General features: G+C 56.0%; 14 protein-coding genes. 5 read left to right on the top strand and 9 right to left on the bottom strand.

Annotated elements, in window-relative coordinates; translation table 11 throughout:
• Window positions 1–5 precede the first annotated feature (5 nt).
• The 3 genes from BFP70_RS08175 to BFP70_RS08165 all read left to right on the top strand — a co-directional run bounded on the left by BFP70_RS08175 (window position 6) and on the right by BFP70_RS08165 (window position 2,626).
• Complete coding sequence (locus tag BFP70_RS08175) at window positions 6–482, top strand: peroxiredoxin (protein WP_066010854.1); 477 nt, start codon at window positions 6–8, stop codon at window positions 480–482.
• A 319-nt stretch (window positions 483–801) separates the two neighbouring features.
• On the top strand, window positions 802–2,118 hold the full coding sequence (locus tag BFP70_RS08170; RefSeq protein WP_066010853.1) for a M23 family metallopeptidase: 1,317 nt from the start codon (window positions 802–804) through the stop codon (window positions 2,116–2,118).
• Window positions 2,108–2,626: a polymer-forming cytoskeletal protein gene (locus BFP70_RS08165; RefSeq protein WP_066010852.1), complete on the top strand. Its 519-nt coding sequence runs from the start codon at window positions 2,108–2,110 to the stop codon at window positions 2,624–2,626. Before BFP70_RS08170 ends, BFP70_RS08165 begins: the two co-directional genes overlap by 11 nt.
• Window positions 2,627–3,160: 534 nt before the next feature.
• Here BFP70_RS08165 and BFP70_RS08160 read toward each other — a convergent pair.
• From BFP70_RS08160 to BFP70_RS08135, 5 genes are all read right to left on the bottom strand, one after another.
• Window positions 3,161–3,742, bottom strand: coding sequence for an adenylate kinase (locus tag BFP70_RS08160; RefSeq protein ID WP_066010851.1), 582 nt, complete (start codon window positions 3,740–3,742; stop codon window positions 3,161–3,163).
• 317 nt (window positions 3,743–4,059) lie between these two features.
• The gene (gene prfB / locus BFP70_RS08155) at window positions 4,060–5,184 is read right to left on the bottom strand and encodes a peptide chain release factor 2 (protein WP_066010850.1); all 1,125 of its coding nucleotides are present in this window, start codon (window positions 5,182–5,184) and stop codon (window positions 4,060–4,062) included.
• A gap of 99 nt (window positions 5,185–5,283) precedes the next feature.
• On the bottom strand, window positions 5,284–7,845 hold the full coding sequence (locus BFP70_RS08150) for a penicillin-binding protein 1A (RefSeq protein WP_066010849.1): 2,562 nt from the start codon (window positions 7,843–7,845) through the stop codon (window positions 5,284–5,286).
• A gap of 224 nt (window positions 7,846–8,069) precedes the next feature.
• Complete coding sequence (locus BFP70_RS08145; RefSeq protein ID WP_066010848.1) at window positions 8,070–9,293, bottom strand: N-acetylmuramoyl-L-alanine amidase; 1,224 nt, start codon at window positions 9,291–9,293, stop codon at window positions 8,070–8,072.
• Between the two features lie 245 nt (window positions 9,294–9,538).
• Window positions 9,539–10,681, bottom strand: coding sequence for a pyridoxal phosphate-dependent aminotransferase (locus BFP70_RS08135; RefSeq protein WP_066010846.1), 1,143 nt, complete (start codon window positions 10,679–10,681; stop codon window positions 9,539–9,541).
• Window positions 10,682–10,874: 193 nt separating this feature from the next.
• Between BFP70_RS08135 and BFP70_RS08130 the strand changes: the two genes are divergently transcribed.
• A complete protein-coding gene (locus BFP70_RS08130; protein ID WP_066010845.1) occupies window positions 10,875–11,627 on the top strand; it encodes a DsbA family protein in 753 nt (250 codons plus the stop codon).
• Window positions 11,628–11,715: 88 nt separating this feature from the next.
• Here BFP70_RS08130 and BFP70_RS08125 read toward each other — a convergent pair whose 3' ends face one another.
• From BFP70_RS08125 to hemA, 4 genes are all read right to left on the bottom strand, one after another.
• Window positions 11,716–12,339, bottom strand: coding sequence for a DUF1236 domain-containing protein (locus BFP70_RS08125; RefSeq protein ID WP_066010844.1), 624 nt, complete (start codon window positions 12,337–12,339; stop codon window positions 11,716–11,718).
• Window positions 12,340–12,559: 220 nt separating this feature from the next.
• Window positions 12,560–13,690 carry a flavodoxin-dependent (E)-4-hydroxy-3-methylbut-2-enyl-diphosphate synthase gene (gene ispG, locus BFP70_RS08120; RefSeq protein WP_066010843.1) on the bottom strand — a complete coding sequence of 377 codons (1,131 nt, stop codon included), beginning with the start codon at window positions 13,688–13,690 and terminating at the stop codon, window positions 12,560–12,562.
• 111 nt (window positions 13,691–13,801) lie between these two features.
• Window positions 13,802–15,070, bottom strand: a complete 1,269-nt coding sequence (locus BFP70_RS08115) for a helix-turn-helix domain-containing protein (RefSeq protein ID WP_066010842.1) — start codon at window positions 15,068–15,070, stop codon at window positions 13,802–13,804.
• A gap of 110 nt (window positions 15,071–15,180) precedes the next feature.
• Window positions 15,181–16,407 (bottom strand): 5-aminolevulinate synthase, encoded by a 1,227-nt coding sequence (gene hemA / locus BFP70_RS08110; RefSeq protein ID WP_066010841.1) that lies wholly within the window; start codon window positions 16,405–16,407, stop codon window positions 15,181–15,183.
• A gap of 210 nt (window positions 16,408–16,617) precedes the next feature.
• Between hemA and BFP70_RS08105 the strand changes: the two genes are divergently transcribed.
• The gene (locus BFP70_RS08105; protein WP_066010840.1) at window positions 16,618–17,994 is read left to right on the top strand and encodes a M20/M25/M40 family metallo-hydrolase; all 1,377 of its coding nucleotides are present in this window, start codon (window positions 16,618–16,620) and stop codon (window positions 17,992–17,994) included.
• Window positions 17,995–18,197 lie beyond the last annotated feature (203 nt).

The following is an 18,197-nucleotide window of genomic DNA, read 5'->3' as shown; positions in this document are numbered from 1 at the left end:
CTCAGATGATATCCATTGGCGAAATTGCGCCCGATTTCACCCTGCCCCGCACGGATAATGGCAGCGCCCAGCCCTTGCTGACCCTGTCCGCCCTGCGTCCCCAAAAGGTCGTGTTATATTTCTACCCCAAAGATAACACCCCAGGCTGCACGACGGAGGCGTTGGATTTCACCCGCCTGGCCGATGAATTTGCCGCCTGCGATACGGTTGTGATTGGCGTTTCGAAAGACAGCTTGAAAAAACATGAGAATTTCTGCGCCAAACATGGGTTGGGCGTGACCCTTGTCAGCGACGAAAACGGCACGGTATGCGAAGACTTCGGCGCATGGGGCGAAAAGCAAATGTATGGCAAAACCTATGAGGGGATTATACGCTCCACGGTGTTGATCGGGGCCGATGGCGCGATCGCTCAGCATTGGCCCAAGGTCAAAGTCAAAGGTCACGCTCAAGAGGTTTTGGCCGCAGCGCGCGCCCTTACCTAAAGATTCGCCACGTCGCCAACGACACACGCAGTGGGACAGTATGGCGGCGTGGCAACTGGGCCACAGGTGGCATATTTTAGCAATTTCACAACTTTTGCGTGTAGAAATCGGCAGAATTCCGCCCGAAACTGTGGATTCGCGGGCCCTTTCCATACCTGAGGGGCAAAACAGGTTGCGCCATTCCAAGGCGGCTTGGTATCTCGCTTGCGGTTTCAGGGGTTAGCCCCTGCCGCAATCTATGGCCCAGCCGACCGCTCTTTGATCATCGCTTTATGGTCATGCCAGACGTCGCCACGACGAAGCAAACAGGAACAGCAATTTGCCAAGACGCCTTATTGATCGCGCGAACACCGCTTTGGAACGCTTCCTGCCTGAGCAGCGACTGTTTCTAAAGTCAGACAATTCGACGCGGTTCGTTCGCTTGCGCCCGCTGACACAGGCCTCGGTTCTGGCAACCGCGGGGCTACTGTTCAGCTGGTCGATGATTTCTACCTCCTTGTTGTTTTTCGACAGCATTTCTTCGGGTTCATCCGCGCAGCAAGCTGAACTGTCACAAGATGCATTTGAACGCCGTCTTGAAAGCCTTAGCCAAGAACGTGATACCCGCGCAGAAGAGGCGATCGACGCACAAGAACGGTTCCAATTGGCGTTGGAACAAGTGTCACAGATGCAATCCAAACTGCTGACATCCGAAGAACATCGGCGTGAGCTGGAAACCGGCATCCATGTCATCCAGACCACATTGCGCCGGGTGATGGATGAACGTGACCTGGCGCGCGCCACGGCATCGGACCTGCAGGCCACAAGCAGCGATGGGGCCACAGGCAATGTGGCACGGTCCGAAGATCTGTCGCAAACGATGGATATGTTGGCCGCCGCGCTGAACACCACGGCGCAAGAGCGCGACGCCGCTACACAGATTGCACAAGACGCACAGCTGGATGCTGACCGGATCGCGCTGGAAAAACAGCTGCTCGAAGAGCGCAACAACGAGATCTTCTCGACATTGGAAGATGCCGTGACCGTGTCGATGACGCCGCTGGACAAAATGTTCAAATCGGCCGGCATGAACCCCGATAATATTTTGGCGCAGGTGCGTAAGGGATATTCAGGAACCGGCGGGCCGCTGACCGCCATCGCGCTAAGCACCAAAAGCATGGCTGATCTGAGCGAAGATGACCGGCGCGCTGCGAATATCCTGCAAAAGCTTGATCAGATGAATATGTACCGGATCGCGGTGGACAAATTGCCCTTTGCGATGCCCGTCACCTCGCAATTTCGGTATTCCTCACCATTTGGATATCGCTGGGGTCGGCTACATGCGGGGATGGATATGGCCGCGCCTGTGGGCACACCGATCCTTGCCCCTGCCGATGGTGTCGTGACCGCTGCGGAATGGGAAAACGGCTATGGCCAGGTTATTAAAATCCAACATGAGTTCGGAGTTTCGACCGTCTACGGCCATCTTTCCAAAATCCGCGTGAAGAAGGGCCAAAAAGTCTCGCAAGGCGACCGTATCGGTGATATGGGAAATACTGGACGGTCGACCGGACCGCATCTGCATTATGAAATCCGGGTGGGTGGAAAACCCATTAACCCGATGACCTTCATCAAGGCTGCCAAGAATGTTTTCTAAGAGCAAAATCCATGAACCTGGCCCGAAAACGGGCAACGAAGCTGAGACCGCAAAGGCGACCGATAGCGGCCTGCCCCCACGTAGGAACGATTTCGTCCCTTCGTCCAGCGCGCCGCGCTCCAAGCCACCGGCATCGGTTTTGTCGGCTGACCTGACCGTCACGGGCAATATCCGCACCACGGGCGATATTCAGGTAGAGGGCGTGATTGAAGGCGACATCCGCGCGCATCTGCTGACGGTCGGCGAAAGCGCTACGATTCGCGGTGAAATCGTCGCAGATGATGTTGTCGTGAATGGCCGCGTGGTTGGCCGTGTGCGCGGGCTGAAAGTGCGCCTGACCTCAAGTGCGCGGGTTGAGGGTGATATCATCCACAAAACCATCGCAATTGAATCCGGCGCCCATTTTGAAGGCTCGGTTCAGCGCCAGGACGACCCGCTGGGCAATGGCAGCCAACCCACGCCGCAGCTTGCGCCGCCTATGGACGAACCGCCCTACGAAGGGCAGTAAGCCGCCTTCGGGCATCATGGTGCAACCGTGCTATAGTGCCTACAGATGGGGATCACATACGACGCTGCAGCGCGTGTTCTGGATTTTCAGATGACAAATATTTCGGCCACCGGGACACTCCTTGGTGGCCGTTTTCATGTCCTGCGTTTGACACGGCAGTTGCTAGTGTTCCGCTGCTACTGGCGGACAGAACCCGCCTTCCCCAATCGCACATATGGAATGTTGCACCGATGAGGCGTTTACACTGCTAAGGGAATCATCAGGTCAAAGGCGGCTCACCAATGGCCAGGGCGCACACGAGAAAACGCGCGCAGCCCCAGCCACAGGAGCAATAGGCGATCGACTGGCGATCAAACCCACTTCTCGGGCAGCCCGGACAGTTTCCCATCACGATCTGCATACAGACCCTCCCCTGTCTGCATCGGCCAAGATTCCTCCCAAAATCTTGGCCAAAACTAAGGTGCGACAGCTTGTCACGGGTGTATAGGGTAAATCGTTGCCGCAATGCAGAAAATCGGTGCCGCAAGGCAGAAATCATCCGGCTTTTTGACCCTGTTCTGCTGCCCCACCGCGCAAGGCGAACAGGCTGTGGTCTATTAACTCTGACAAGGGGCGCGTGCCGCTCAGCTCTAACACCGGGGTGTCTTGCCCGGACAACCATTCCAGATGCCGGGTCAGCGAACGGCCACCAAAATAAGGCTCGTCATAACTGGCAGCCCATTTCAAAAACTTCCGATGATTCAATTCCATATCACCACCGGATTCAATACGACTGCCGAATTTAGCGGCCTCTCGGCGGCGAATTCGCATCAGCCGCAGCGGTGTGGGCGCGCGCATGAACACAATCAGGTCAGCATCGCGAATTACACTGTCCCCCCAACCATCTGCAGAGCCTGACAAAACCCAGCCTCCGTACCCCATCGCCTCATGCTGCGCTTGATCAATCAACGCACAACGCAAAGGAACGGGGCGTTTTTCTGTGTAGGGCATCGGACTTTGCGCCCAGTAAAAATCATCCGTATCAAGATGTGCGACCCCTAAATGGGTTGCCAATCCTGCCCCCAGACAAGAGGTTCCAGATCCGGCTGCGCCTGTGATGTAAATTCGATATGCCATGCATCTCCCTCAGCGGCCCTTCGGGCTGCATTTCAAGCTGCTGTTAGCGTCAATGAAACAAGTCTGTGACATATCCGATTCTAAAATCAACTGTGGAATGCTGCGCTGCGGCCAAGGTCGCGAAAATATAGACTTAATTTATTAACATCGGCTGCCTGTTATTTCAACTTGGCAAATTCAGATGATCAATTTGATCCATTTAGATCAAAATTGACCCAAATGGCCCGAATCAACTTATAGGTGAACCGCACCACGCCGCGCCCATGCAAAAGGGCGACCACTGGCCGCCCTTGATACAGTCACCGTAATATAATCGGTCAATCGGCCTGCGCATCCGCACGCGACTTGCCCTCAACCCCCATGGCCAACGTGGCGGCCATCAGCCCATCCAGATCGCCATCCAATACGCCCTGGGTATCGGAGGTTTCATAATTGGTGCGCAGATCTTTGACCATCTGATAGGGCTGCAAGACATAGGAACGGATCTGATTGCCCCAGCCTGCGTCGCCTTTATTCTCATGCGCCTCGTTGATGGCAGCATTCCGGCGGTCCAACTCCATCTGATACAAGCGCGACTTCAACGCCTTCATCGCGATGTCACGGTTTTGGTGCTGCGATTTCTCCGAGCTGGTGACGACAATCCCGGTAGGGATGTGTGTAATCCGCACCGCTGAGTCCGTGGTATTCACGTGCTGCCCCCCTGCCCCAGAGGAACGATAGGTATCGATGCGGATGTCATTCGGCGCGACTTCAACTTCGATATTGTCATCGACAACCGGATATACCCAGACCGAGCTGAACGAGGTATGCCGCCGCGCCGCCGAGTCATAGGGCGAAATGCGGACCAAACGATGCACACCGCTTTCAGATTTCAGCCAACCATAGGCATTAGGGCCGGTGATCTTATAGGTCGCGGATTTGATCCCTGCCTCTTCGCCCGCCGTTTCCGACTGCAGATCAACCTCATATCCCTTCTTCTCGGCCCAACGGACATACATCCGTGCCAAAATGGACGCCCAGTCACAGCTTTCGGTACCGCCAGCGCCGGAATGGATTTCCAAGAATGTGTCATTGGCATCCGCTTCACCGTCCAGCAGCGCTTCCAGCTCTTTGCTGGCGGCGTCGATTTTCAACGCCTTCAACGCAGTTTCCGCCTCGGCGATCACCTCATCATCTTCTTCCATCTCGCCCAGTTCAATCAGTTCGATATTATCGTTCAGATCCTGGTCGATACGGTTATAGGTTTCCAATTTATCCATCAACGCCTGCCGGTCGCGCATCAATTTCTGCGCACGCGCCTGATCATCCCACAGAGTGGGATCTTCGATCATGGCATTGAATTCTTCCAAACGATGGGGTGCCGTTTCCAGATCCATCCGCTGGCCCAAAAGGACAAGAGATTTCTTAATCTGTTCGACGATGTTCTGCGTCTCGGAGCGCATGTCTGCCCAAATCCTTTCGCGATGTTGGGGCGGTCATACAGGCAAGGCGCGCAACGAGCAAGTCACGCCCGGTCGCACGCCCCGCTCTGATCCGCCGTGTCAGTAAAGCCCACCCGCACTAAGCGAGCCGAAATTGGCTTTTTGTTTCGGGATGATTGCGGTTTTCCCGCTGGATGTGGTGACCGAGGAAGAACCGGTCTCGGTCTCGCCTTGTGCGAATAGCGGCAGGTTGCTGCCCATGCCAAAGCCGCCGTCAACCACCAGGCCAAGCCCCATGATGCCCTGACCTTCGCGTAGGTATTCCGATTGAACCATTGCGCCGGTGGCATCATCGGGAAGGCGTTCGCCGGTATAGCGGTTGAATTTGGCCCAATAACCGCCCGGAGGCACTTCAAATTCGGAACCGCCGTATTTCTTCACAGCTTCTTTCATAAATTCGTTGAACACCGGCACACATAGCGTACCACCATATGCCCCACGGCCCAGCCCACGCGGATTGTCATAGCCTAAATAGCATGAGGCAACGATATTAGAGGTAAAGCCCGTAAACCAAACGTCTTTTGCATCGTTGGTCGTGCCCGTTTTCCCTGCCACAGGCACCGGAAGATTTACACCGGTGCCGGAGCCGCGCTGCACCACGCCCTCCATCAATGACACCATTTGATAGGCGGTGATCGGATCGACAACCTGATCGCGGTTGCTTTGGATGCGCGGGCCAAGCCCGGCAGGCAAAGAACTGGCAGAGCAATCCAGACAATCGCGCTGATCATGGCGGTAGATTGTATGACCATTCAAATCTTGCACACGGTCGACAAGCGTCGGTTCGACCCGCTGGCCGCCATTGGCGAACATCGCATAGGCCGAGACCAGATCGAACATTGTGGTTTCTTGCGCCCCCAGCGAATTGGCCAGGAAAGTCCGCATCGGATGGTAAACCCCCATCCGGTCGGCATAATCAGCAATCGTATCCATGCCGATTTCCTGCGCAATACGAATGGTCATCAAGTTGCGCGACTGTTCCAATCCGGTGCGCAGCGGCGTCGGGCCATAGTATTTATTCGATGCGTTTTTCGGGCGCCACACGCCCTGCGGTGTGTTCACCTCGATTGGTGCGTCTACAACAATCGTTTGGGGCGAGAACCCTGAATCCAATGCCGCGGCATAGACGAAGGGTTTGAAATTCGACCCCGGCTGGCGCATCGCCTGTGTCGTGCGGTTGAACACGGTCGATTGATAGCTAAAGCCACCTTGCATCGCGATCACACGCCCGGTGTGCACATCCATCGCCATGAACGCGCCTTCAACCTGTGGCACCTGCCGCAAGGTCCAACGGATAAAGCTGCCGTCACTGTCAGCGGTCATGGCGCGCACCATCACCACATCGCCTTTTTCCAACAGATCGGATGCCACCTTGGCCCGGCTGGCCAAGGATCCGTCCGCGCGGCGCTTGCGCGCCCATTGCACATCTTTTGCCGGCACCCAATGGCCGTCGTCATCCTCTTGAATGCCTTCAATGCCGATGCGGGCGTCGTTATTGCCCAACTCCAGCACAACGGCAGGCATCCAGCCTGGCACATCGCGCGGTGTCTGTGGATTGGTGATCGCCGCCAGGGCTTCGCGCCAATCTGCCTCGGATGACAGCTTATCTTCGGCAATTTTCAGCCCGGTGCCCCGCCAGATACCTTGGCTGCGGTCGTAGTTTTCCAATGCGTGCTGCAATGCGGTCGCGGCCTGATCTTGCATTTCTGGATCGACCGTGGCGCGGATCGTCAACCCCCCCGAAAAGAACTCTTCTTCCCCGAAGCTGCGAGACAACTGACGGCGAATTTCATCGGTGAAATAATCGCGCGGCGGCAATTGCTGACGAAACGGCGCGTAATCACCATTCTGGACCGAGCGCACAGGCTCCAGCCGCTGTGTGCGATAGGTATCTTCGCTGATATAGCCGTTTTGCCACATCTCGCGCAGAACATAATTCCGCCGACCTTGCAGCTTCTCCATATTCCGAACCGGATGGAAATTGGAGGGCGCTGCAGGCATTGCTGCCAATGTCGCGGCCTCATAGGGGGCCAGTTCGGACAGCGATTTGTTGAAATAGGTCTGCGCTGCAGCGGCCACACCATAACTGTTCTGACCCAAGAAAATCTCGTTCAGATACAGTTCTAAAATCCGTTCTTTACTAAGTGCCTCTTCCAGACGCGATGACAAAATCAATTCTTTGATTTTACGTTCCGCGGTACGGTCGGAAGACAAAAGCAGGTTTTTTGTCACCTGCTGCGTGATGGTCGACGCCCCGCGTAGGCTTTGCCCACCAGAACGCACAGCATCCACAAAAGCCGAGACCATACCGCGTGTGTCATAGCCACGGTGAACATAGAAATTCTTATCTTCAGCCGAGATAAACGCCTGTTTCACCACATCGGGGATATCCGACGATGGCACGAACAAGCGGCGCTCTACGGCAAATTCATCGATGAGGCGGCCGTCATTATTGTAAATCCGCGAAATTGTCTTTGGCCGGTATTGTGCCAACTGCTCATGGCTGGGCAGGTTGCGCGAATACATCCAAAAGATCGCCCCAATGGTCAGCGCAGCAAAAAACAACCCGGTTACGATCCACGAAAACAGGCCGCCAATGGATGACAAGATAAAGCGGATCAATAGCGTCTCCTCATGAGGGCCCCAGCGCCCTCGCACAGTTGCACGAGCCTATAACCCGCTGGCCCGGCACGGTCAAAACAAGATCTGAGTGTGACAGGCCGCACAAGGCCATGTCTTGCCTATAATAGCGGAAAATTGAGCCGATATTGTTGAAAACACATGGTGGTGGCGGTCACATCCGTGTCATGTCCTTGCCGGAATGCAGCCGGGGCGAATCTGTTGGGCTACTGCCGTAGCAGGCGGGCTTCGGCCGCGTCACCTTGCGCCCAAGCCTGCACACCCGCCACGATGGCCTGCGCCATTTGCTTGCGCCAGTCTGCATCCAGCAGCCGATCGCGATCCGCTTTGGACGACATAAAGCCCAGCTCGATCAGCAATGACGGAATATCAGGCGAACGCAGCACCGAGAAATTTGCCCCTTGCACCGGATGTTTGTGCATCTTGATCCCGGCAGAGCGGATCGCGCCCGCCATCACCTGTGACAGCCGTACGGTGCGCGGCTGTGTCTCGGCGCGCGCCAGATCCATCAGCACATGGGCCACACGGTCGCCCTGCCCCTCCAGGTCCACACCTGCCAAAAGATCGGCACGGTCATGGCGCTCCGCCAGCTTTTGCGACGCTGCATCGCTGGCATTGCCGTCGAACAGATATACGGTCGCACCAGTCGCAATCCCGCTTTCCAGCGCATCGGCATGCAGCGATAAAAACAGATCCGCACCCGACGCACGCGCGACGGTCATCCGGGTTTCCAGCGGCACGAAGACATTTTCAGAACGCGTCATCACAACCTCATTCCCGGCCCGGGTCAGGGCCTCTTTCAGGTCGCGCGCAAAGGTCAAGACCAGAACTGCCTCAGAGGTGCCAGCAGCCTCGGCTCCGGGATCTAACCCACCATGACCGGGGTCCAGAACAATGCGCAAAGGGCGCGATCCGTCCTGCCGCGTGGCAGAAGGATCCGTTTGCGCGGGCTGTGGCAGGTTGTGCAAGGCGGAATGGGCAGCCCCTGCGCGGGGCATAAAATCGGCCGGGTCAGCGGTGGCAAGATCAATACGAATCTGCGGTTGATCTTGTGTCAGCTGCACAGCCTGAGTGATGGTCACCGGGCCGGGCAATTCCGCCACAAGCCGCGACCAACCGGGCTGGAACGGCCCCCACCGCAATGCAGCAACACCGCCTTGGCCCAGAAAATCCTTAGGGTTTGCGTTGCCGAAGTCCAGCTCTCGGAAATCCACAACCAATCGAGGCGGATTGTCCAGCAGATAGGCCTTGAACGGTATTGGCTGCGACAGGCCAATGGAAATCTGCGTGCGTTCGGCATTGCCCGTGATGGTGGTGCGGGCGGGGTCAAGCTGCGCAAGTGCAGACAGACCGGTTTGCGCCTGTGCGCAAACTGCAAACATCAAAAGCGAAACGGCGGCCCAAATCAGGCGCTGTAGCTGTCGTATCATCGGTGCCTCATGCGATTTGCCCGCCGCGTAGTGTCACGGCTGTCGTTGTATTGGCGCAATGCTACCTTGATTGGCCGATCCGATAAAGCGCAAGTTCATGATCCGCGTGGATTGACGCACAAGCCCGGCGCCCCCCCCCCGGCAAGGAAGTCGCGCGCGCGGCGCGGCATTGAGCCCCTTGCGCGCGCCGGGGGCCTTTAGGCCCCCGCACCGCCCCACTACCCGAAAACCCCATGCGGGAAAGTTCAGCGATAGGATTGCATGAAGCGTTGCAGCCGCTTCATCCCCTCTTGAATGCGCGGGCGCGATTGCGCGTAAGACAAGCGCAGCGTTTGATGGCCGCGCGCGGGATCGAAATCACAGCCCGGCGTCACCGCCACCCCTGCCTGTTCCAAAATATCCTGGGCGAATGTCACACTGTCATCCGTGAATTTTGCCACATCAACATAGATATAAAATGCACCATCGGGCGGCGCGATATCGACAAAACCCGCCGCGGCCAGACCGTCCAACATAACCTGACGATTGCCTGCATAAACCGCCAGATTTGCCTCTAGCTCATCGATGCTGGACAGCGCCCCAAGGGCGGCCACCTGCGCGGCATGGGGTGCGCAGATAAACATATGTTGGGCCAGCCGCTCCACCGTGCGGATATGATCGGGCGGCACGATCATCCAGCCCACGCGCCATCCCGTCATCGAGAAATATTTCGAAAAACTATTCACCACATAGACGTCATCGCTAAGTTCCAGCGCCGACACGGCCCGCTGATCATAGTGCAAGCCATGGTAAATTTCATCCGACACAACCGAAATACCGCGGGATTTTGCCGCACCCAACAAGGCACCAAGCGCATCCCGGTCCAGCATCGTCCCCGACGGGTTACCCGGAGAGGCCAGGATCACCCCGGACAGATCCTCGGTCAGATGCGCGGGCGTAGGGTGATAGCGATCCTGCGCGTGGGTAACTATCCCAACCGGTTCCAGCGACAAGGCGCGCAAAACCTGTCGATAGCTGGGATAGCCCGGCTCGCCCAAGCCAACTTTGTCGCCCGCATCAAACAACGCGGTAAATGCCAGTAAAAACGCCCCGGACGAGCCTGAAGTCACGACAACCCGCGCAGGATCCAGGGTAAGACCGTACCAGCGTGCATATAAATCCGCGATGCCCTGACGCAATGCCGGAAGACCCAGCGCCATTGTGTAGCCCATCGCATCCGTATCTAACGCCTGTGCCAACGCCTGTCGTGCGCCCGCCGGGGCGGATGTGGCAGGCTGGCCGACCTCCATATGCACGATGTCACGCCCTGCTGCCTCTGCCTCAGACGCGGCGTTCATCACATCCATCGCGATGAATGGTGCGACCTGTCCTCGTTTAGAAACCCGCATATCCGCCCTACCCCGGTTAAAATGACCCTGACGCGATAGGCGCGCAAAGCCGCAGGGTCAAGCCACGCCGCCCCAGCCACATGGCACGATTTTACACCAAGCCCACTGCGGCCCCTTGCACTGGCGGGGCGGAAGGCTCAGGTTTAGGCGACATGCCCTAAGTGACCATTATTTGCATCAAAGGACGCCCGCAATGACCCGTACCCTACTGGCCGCGCTGTTTATGACCACCAGTCTGGCTGTGGCCGCCCCTGCTGGCGCGTTTGACATCACCAATATGACCACATCCGAGAAAACCGAATTCGGCGCGGCAGTACGCGATTATCTGATGGAACATCCCGAAACCTTGCTGGAAGCCATTAACGTGCTGGAACAGCGCCAGGCACAGGCAGAAAGCCAAACGGATCAACAGCTTGTGGCGGTAAACGCCAAGGCCATTTTTGAAGATGATCATAGCTGGGTCGGTGGCAACCCCGATGGGGATGTCACCGTAGTAGAGTTTATGGATTACCGCTGTGGATATTGCAAAAAAGCCTATGCCGAGGTCGAAGGCCTGCTGGAAAACGATGGTAATATCCGGTTTGTCGTCAAAGAGTTCCCGATCCTTGGCCCTCAATCCGAGCTGGCGGCGCGGTTCGCCATCGCCGTGAAGCAGGTCGCGGGTGATGAGCCATATGCGCGGGTCCATGATCGACTGATGGCGCTGCGCGGGGAAATCACTCAAGACAGTCTGGAACGGCTGGCCAAAGACGAGGATATCGACGCCGCACCGGTGATGGCCGCGATGAATGGCAATGACGTCGATAAAGTGCTGCAAGCAAATTATGAGCTGGCGCAGCGGCTGCAGATTTCAGGCACTCCGGCGTTTGTCATCGGTGATGAATTGATGCGCGGCTATGCACCTGAAGCCACGATGGCAAAAATTGTGAGTGATCAGCGCAGCTAAGCCGCGCATTAAACCCTACCGCTCAGTTACAAGAACACATCAAAAAGCCGGCACAATGTGCCGGCTTTTATACATAATCTGTTGTTGATCAATTCACGACATAGACAATTTCTTTGCTATCTGGAGTCACGATCACAGTTTCACCATTCACGTTTAGATAGGCAAAATCAGCGTCAGGCACTGGAATCACCTCGATGTCAGCAGGGACTGCCATGCCGGTTTTTACCTCACCACCTAGGAAGACCGGTTCAACCGGATGCGATTCTACATAAGAGATCACCTCGGCTTTGGGCGGTGTTACCGCGCCACCTGCAACGCCACCAACAGCTGTTGCAGCCAGAATACCTGCGACAGGCGTGCCCACGATGGATGCGGCCGCACCCGCCATGACCGCGCCCGCAACAGCACCTTTTTCGCTGTTATGCGTGTCAACCACAGTCAGGGTCTGAACCTTTGCCGTATCGATGCCGACATTGGCTGCAGGCATCCAACCGATGGTGCCCATATATTCGGCCTGACACCAGGTTGCACCATCCAGGCAGCCGTCCACATCAACCTGTGCACCAGCAGGAATGCTGATCGCCACGTCATAATCTTCGCCCGGCCCGCGCAGTAAATCGCCCGCACCATCAACCTTTGCAGGGAATGCAGATGCTGCGCCAGCAGCAAACATGGACATGGTGGCTAGGGTGAGCGTGGTTTTCTTAAACATCTTATCCTCCTTCGCGGACAGCAATACTGTGTCTCGCCTTGGTTGTGGGCAGACAACCCGGACTGAACCGCTTGCGTTCCGAAAAATTCGTTCACCTTGCAGTCACGTTAAATTTAAGCAGCACCGGGGAACAAAAAGCATAAGCACATAAAGAAAGGGGACGAAAACGCCCCCTTATCAATCGCTTATCATTCTTAAACTGTCGCTTTGTAACGGCGCCTTATTCGGCCGCATCTTGGGCGGCGGCAGCTGTTTCCAGCTCACTTGCGCGTTTTTCGACCAATTCAACGATATGCTCAATCATCTGATCATTGGAAAGCTTATGGCTTTGCTTGCCCGCCATATAAATCATGCCAGAGCCCGCACCACCGCCGGTAAAGCCCAGATCTGTCATCAATGCCTCACCCGGGCCATTCACGACACAGCCGATAATCGACAAGGACATAGGCTGTTTGATATGCTCCAAACGCTGTTCCAGGGCCTCGACTGTCTTAATCACATCAAACCCCTGTCGTGCACAAGAGGGGCAAGAAATGATCTGAACGCCACGCGTGCGCAACCCCAGTGATTTCAAGATTTCAAACCCGACCTTAACTTCTTCAACCGGATCGGCGGACAGGCTGACACGGATCGTATCACCAATGCCCATCCACAGAAGGTTGCCCAAACCAATGGCCGATTTCACGGTGCCCGAGGTCAGCCCCCCTGCTTCGGTAATACCCAAATGGATCGGTTTATCAGTCGCATCTGCCAAAGCCTGATATGCGGCAGCAGATAGGAACACATCCGACGCCTTGCACGAGATCTTAAATTCGTGGAAGTCGTTATCCTCAAGCAGCTTGATATGATCCAGACCGGATTCCACCATCGCTTCGGGGCATGGCTCACCATATTTTTCTAAAAGATGCTTTTCCAACGATCCAGCATTCACGCCGATACGGATAGAGCACCCATAATCCTTGGCCGCCTGCACAACCTCTTTAACGCGTTTGGCATCACCAATATTGCCCGGGTTGATCCGCAGACAGGCCGCACCCGCCTCTGCCGCCTCAATCGCACGTTTGTAATGAAAGTGGATATCCGCCACGATCGGCACCGGACTTTCACGGCAGATTTCGCGCAATGCCTGTGTGGCAGCTTGATCGGGCGTTGACACGCGCACAATATCCGCGCCGACATCTGCCGCGCGAATAATTTGATCCAATGTGGCACGGACATCAGACGTGTCCGTATTCGTCATAGTTTGGACCGAAATCGGCGCATCGCCCCCAACCGGAACGTTTCCCACCATGATCTGACGCGATTTACGACGGTAAATATTGCGCCACGGACGGATTTGGTTCAGCGACATAGGCAACTCCTTTGAAGCTCGTGGCCTGCATTTGACCGCAAACTAAAACAGCCGCTGCATAAGAGCAACGGCTGTCAAATTTCATCTGGTCACGTTTTTGCCCGTTCTGGATCAATCCGCAACCGGGCCAGCAATTGCCTGCCCTGCATCTGCAACTGCAAACATCGATGTCAGCGCCGCATCCGCCTGCGGATCTGCCATCGCATATGCTTGCGACAGGTTTTCTGCGCTCAGCGCAATATTTTTCGTCACCGCGCCTTTCGCACCGGCCGGACCATGCGCAACGCCGTTTACAGCGAAATAGATCGCACCCGATTCACCGGTCCGCAGGGTTGGCGCCTGGGCAAGACGCGGCAATGTATAGCGCTCGCCAGCGTCCATGACCTTTTCAAACAAGGTCGCGCCTTCCGCGCTTTTGACCCGGACCCAGGATGGGCGAACGGCCAGAATTTCAATCTCTGGTGCGTTTTCCGCCATCGTGCGCACAGCGCCGGGTGTCGCGGGATCGCCGCCGCCCATAGCAGAGGCAATCGCGTTGTTGATTGCATTTTCATCCACATTCGGCGCGTTAGACGCAGTTTGAACCGAAGACGACTGCGCACCCTGCATGCCCGGCAAACCAGCCAGAACACCAGTTACATTGGGATCTATCGCTGCAATCGGCCCATCACGTGCGATCAATACAGGCGCATCCAAAGTTGCCGGACGGTAAATCCGGTCAATGCTTTCGGTTGCAGCCAAGTCGCCCACACCGCTATCGCCATCTGTCGCATCAAACTGGGGTGTTTGCGCAGCTGCAAGCGGATCCAGCTCGGCTAGAACACCGGGAACCTGGTCTACGGGTGCAAGCTGAACGCGCTGCACCTCTTGCAACACAGACCAACCGCCATAGCCGATGCCCCCCGCCAACAGCGCCAAAACCAGAACTGAGCCAAGGGCACGCGGTTCAATCTGGGTCCAGAAAGCTTGTGTTTTTGGCACGAATGTTGCGTTGGGATTGGCCAGCGCCTCGACCGGTTCAGATGGACGGCGCTGCGGACGCGGGCCAGAGGCCTGCGGCGCCATGCCATGCGTCGGTGCAAAACCGGATTCAGTGCAAAACCGTTCAAAAGCCCATTCGGGATCAAGGTTAAGGTAGCGCGCATATGACCGCACATACCCTGCAACAAAGGACGGCGCATCGAATGCGGTAATGTCGCAGGCTTCGATCGCAGCAATATATCCCGCTTTAATGCGCAGCTCACGCTGCACATCCAAAAGGGATTTTGCCATCGTCGCCCGTTCACCGCGCATCAGATCGCCAAGACGCATTTCAAAATCTTCGAACCCTTTTGGTTCAAGATCTTGTTGCGTCGAAGGAATTTTCCTTCGTCCGATCATGCCTAAATTCCTGCCCCTAACACATGTGATAGATGATTCGTGACTTTCCGCCACTAAACCTAACCAAGTGTTTATCACAGGACAGAGAGCTTTACAGCCAAACTTGTGACTTATGCACACGCATCGGCACGATTCAGCGCACAGCGCGACCACAACGAGTCGAGCGCTTTAACCAAACCGTCAATCTCTTTTGCATCATGCACCGGTGAAGGCGTGAAACGCAGACGTTCTGTGCCGCGCGGAACGGTCGGGAAATTGATCGGCTGAACATAGACCCCGAACTCATCCAGCAACATATCAGACAACGCTTTACAATGCGTTGGGTTCCCAACATGCACTGGCACAATATGACTGCCATGATCGATAAAGGGCAAACCCATCGCCCGCAGACGCAGTTTCAGCACCTTCGCGTGCTCTTGCTGCATGTCGCGCAGACGCTGCCCACCGGCAGTCTTCAAAAACGCGATCGAAGCGGCAGCCCCGGCCGCAACCGCTGGCGGCAATGATGTCGTAAAAATGAACCCCGGCGCATAAGAGCGCACGGCATCCACCATCTTCGCGCTTGCCGCGATATAACCGCCAAAAACCCCGAAGGCCTTACCCAAAGTGCCGTTAAAAATATCAATCCGAGTCTCACCGATTTTCTCGGCAATCCCTGCCCCGCGTGCACCGTACATGCCGACAGCATGGACCTCATCAAGATAGGTCAGCGCGCCGAATTCTTCTGCCAGATCACAAATCTCTGAAATCGGACCGAAATCGCCATCCATCGAATAGACGGACTCGAATGCGATCAATTTGGGCGTGGCGGGATCTTCCGCCGCCAGCAATTCGCGAAGATGCGCAAGATCATTGTGGCGGAAGATACGCTTGGCGCCACCGTTACGGCGGATGCCTTCGATCATCGACGCATGGTTCAGCTCATCCGAGAAAATCACTAACCCCGGAAACAGCTTCGGCAATGTCGACAACGTGGCATCATTGGCGATATACGCCGATGAAAACACCAGCGCCGCTTCCTTGCAATGCAGATCTGCAATCTCGGCTTCAAGCCGGTTGTGATATACCGTAGTGCCCGAAATATTGCGCGTCCCACCCGACCCCGCACCCGTCGCATCCAACGCCTCATGCATGGCATTCAAAACGGCAGGATGTTGCCCCATGCCCAGGTAATCATTGCCACACCAAATGGTGATTTCTTGCTTGGTGCCGTCCGGCCGGGTCCAATCCGCCTTTGGGAACGCACCCTTTTCCCGTTCAATATCAATGAATACACGATAGCGACCTTCATCATGCAGCTGCCCCAGAGCGTTATCGAGCGCATTATCGTAATTCATTGTCATTGTCCTTGCTATATCCGCTTGGCCCAGCTTCTAGAAGCATTCTAACCGCGTCACCTTGATAAAGATCAAATATACATCTTTGGAGGGGCTATTTTGTCGCGGGTGACAAAAAAGCAAATACGCCTTTCGTCCCATGCATAGCTGCCCTGCGCTGGACAGTGGCGCAAGCGCTGATAGGGTCGCGCAAAAATAAGGAGAACCGCCATGGCAATCGACGCCGTTCTGACCCGAATTGATGAGGCCCTGCCCCACGCGCTTGACCGGTTGATGACCCTGCTGCGCATCCCGTCGATCTCTACCGATCCTGCGTTCAAAGATGATTGCCTTGCAGCGGCCCAATGGCTGGTTAACGAACTGACAGATATCGGTTTCTCTGCGCAATTACGGCCGACACCGGGCCATCCAATGGTCACAGCAACCACACCCGGCGACGGACCAAAATTGCTCTTTTATGGCCATTACGACGTGCAACCTGTTGACCCGCTGGACCTATGGAACACCCCACCGTTTGAACCCCAACTGCAAGACACACCAAAGGGCAAAGTAATCCGTGGCCGGGGCGCGTCTGACGATAAAGGTCAGCTGATGACCTTTATCGAAGCCTGCCGCGCATACAAAGATGTGAACGGACAGCTGCCACCGAACCTACTGATTTTCCTTGAAGGTGAAGAAGAATCAGGCTCGCCCTCCCTCGTACCCTTCATGAAAGAACACGCAGCCGAGCTCACCTCCAGCCTCGCATTGATCTGTGACACATCAATGGTCTCCCCCGGTGTTCCTTCCATTTCAGGCAGCCTACGCGGAATGCTCAAGGAAGAATTTACCCTGATGGGGCCAAAAATCGACCTGCATTCCGGCCATTACGGCGGGCCAGGGCTAAACCCTTTGCGCGAAATCTCCAAACTGATCGCAAGTCTGCATGACGACACGGGCCGGGTGACAATCACAGGCTTTTATGACGGTGTGCATGAAGTTCCGGCACAGCAGCTGGAGCAATGGAAAACATGCGGCTTTAACGAGGCAGAATACCTTAATTCGGTCGGCTTCACCAAGGCGCATGGCGAAACCGGCTATTCGACGTTGGAACAACAATGGGCACGCCCAACCGTTGAAATCAACGGGCTTTGGGGCGGCTATCAAGGCGCAGGATCGAAAACGGTCATCCCCGCACAAGCGCATTGCAAAATCACCTGCCGGCTGGTGGGCGAACAAGATCCGGCGCATATCCGCACTCAGCTACGCGAACATCTTGAAGCCCGTCTGCCAGAAGATGCTGCACTGCGCTGGGACACGTCACTTCCCGGTGCCAAAGCCGCCTTCATGGATACAAGCCGTCCCGAATTTGAAGCTGCACGACAGGCTCTTTCAGACGAATGGAAGCGCGACGCGGTTATCGTCGGCATGGGCGGATCAATCCCAATCGCAGGCTATTTCAAAGATATCCTAGGAATGGATTCCATGCTGATCGGCTTTGCGCATGATGACGATGCAATCCACTCGCCGAATGAAAAATATAATGTGGAAAGCTTCCATAAAGGCACACGATCCTGGGCAAGGATCCTCGAGGCGCTCACCCACTAAACACCTGCGCGCCTTTCATCTTGCGAAAAATATCCCGGGGGATCGCAGCGTTGAGGGCATCGAGCCCTCAACGCTGCGGTCGGGGCAGCGCCCCTCCACGCTCAACTCCTGCTGTCACGGCAAAGACTTCACGCACCAAAAGGCCACCAAACAGCGCAGGACATATTCGCGAAAATCAGATCCAATTGTCACCGACAACCGCC

It is taken from the genome of Thioclava sp. SK-1 (assembly GCF_001705665.1).
Classification (GTDB): domain Bacteria; phylum Pseudomonadota; class Alphaproteobacteria; order Rhodobacterales; family Rhodobacteraceae; genus Thioclava.
Note: the sequence above shows the minus strand (reverse complement) of the source record. Positions and strands in the feature narration are given on the sequence as shown.

Bases quoted from the DNA above. Each gene is read 5' to 3' on its own strand.
- BFP70_RS08175 (WP_066010854.1), top strand. From the start codon at position 6: ATGATATCCATTGGCGAAATTGCGCCCGATTTCACCCTGCCCCGCACG.
- BFP70_RS08165 (WP_066010852.1), top strand. From the start codon at position 2,108: ATGTTTTCTAAGAGCAAAATCCATGAACCTGGCCCGAAAACGGGCAAC.
- BFP70_RS08160 (WP_066010851.1), bottom strand. From the start codon at position 3,742: ATGGCATATCGAATTTACATCACAGGCGCAGCCGGATCTGGAACCTCT.
- prfB (WP_066010850.1), bottom strand. From the start codon at position 5,184: ATGCGCTCCGAGACGCAGAACATCGTCGAACAGATTAAGAAATCTCTT.
- BFP70_RS08145 (WP_066010848.1), bottom strand. From the start codon at position 9,293: ATGATACGACAGCTACAGCGCCTGATTTGGGCCGCCGTTTCGCTTTTG.
- BFP70_RS08135 (WP_066010846.1), bottom strand. From the start codon at position 10,681: ATGCGGGTTTCTAAACGAGGACAGGTCGCACCATTCATCGCGATGGAT.
- BFP70_RS08130 (WP_066010845.1), top strand. From the start codon at position 10,875: ATGACCCGTACCCTACTGGCCGCGCTGTTTATGACCACCAGTCTGGCT.
- BFP70_RS08125 (WP_066010844.1), bottom strand. From the start codon at position 12,339: ATGTTTAAGAAAACCACGCTCACCCTAGCCACCATGTCCATGTTTGCT.
- ispG (WP_066010843.1), bottom strand. From the start codon at position 13,690: ATGTCGCTGAACCAAATCCGTCCGTGGCGCAATATTTACCGTCGTAAA.
- BFP70_RS08115 (WP_066010842.1), bottom strand. From the start codon at position 15,070: ATGATCGGACGAAGGAAAATTCCTTCGACGCAACAAGATCTTGAACCA.
- hemA (WP_066010841.1), bottom strand. From the start codon at position 16,407: ATGAATTACGATAATGCGCTCGATAACGCTCTGGGGCAGCTGCATGAT.
- BFP70_RS08105 (WP_066010840.1), top strand. From the start codon at position 16,618: ATGGCAATCGACGCCGTTCTGACCCGAATTGATGAGGCCCTGCCCCAC.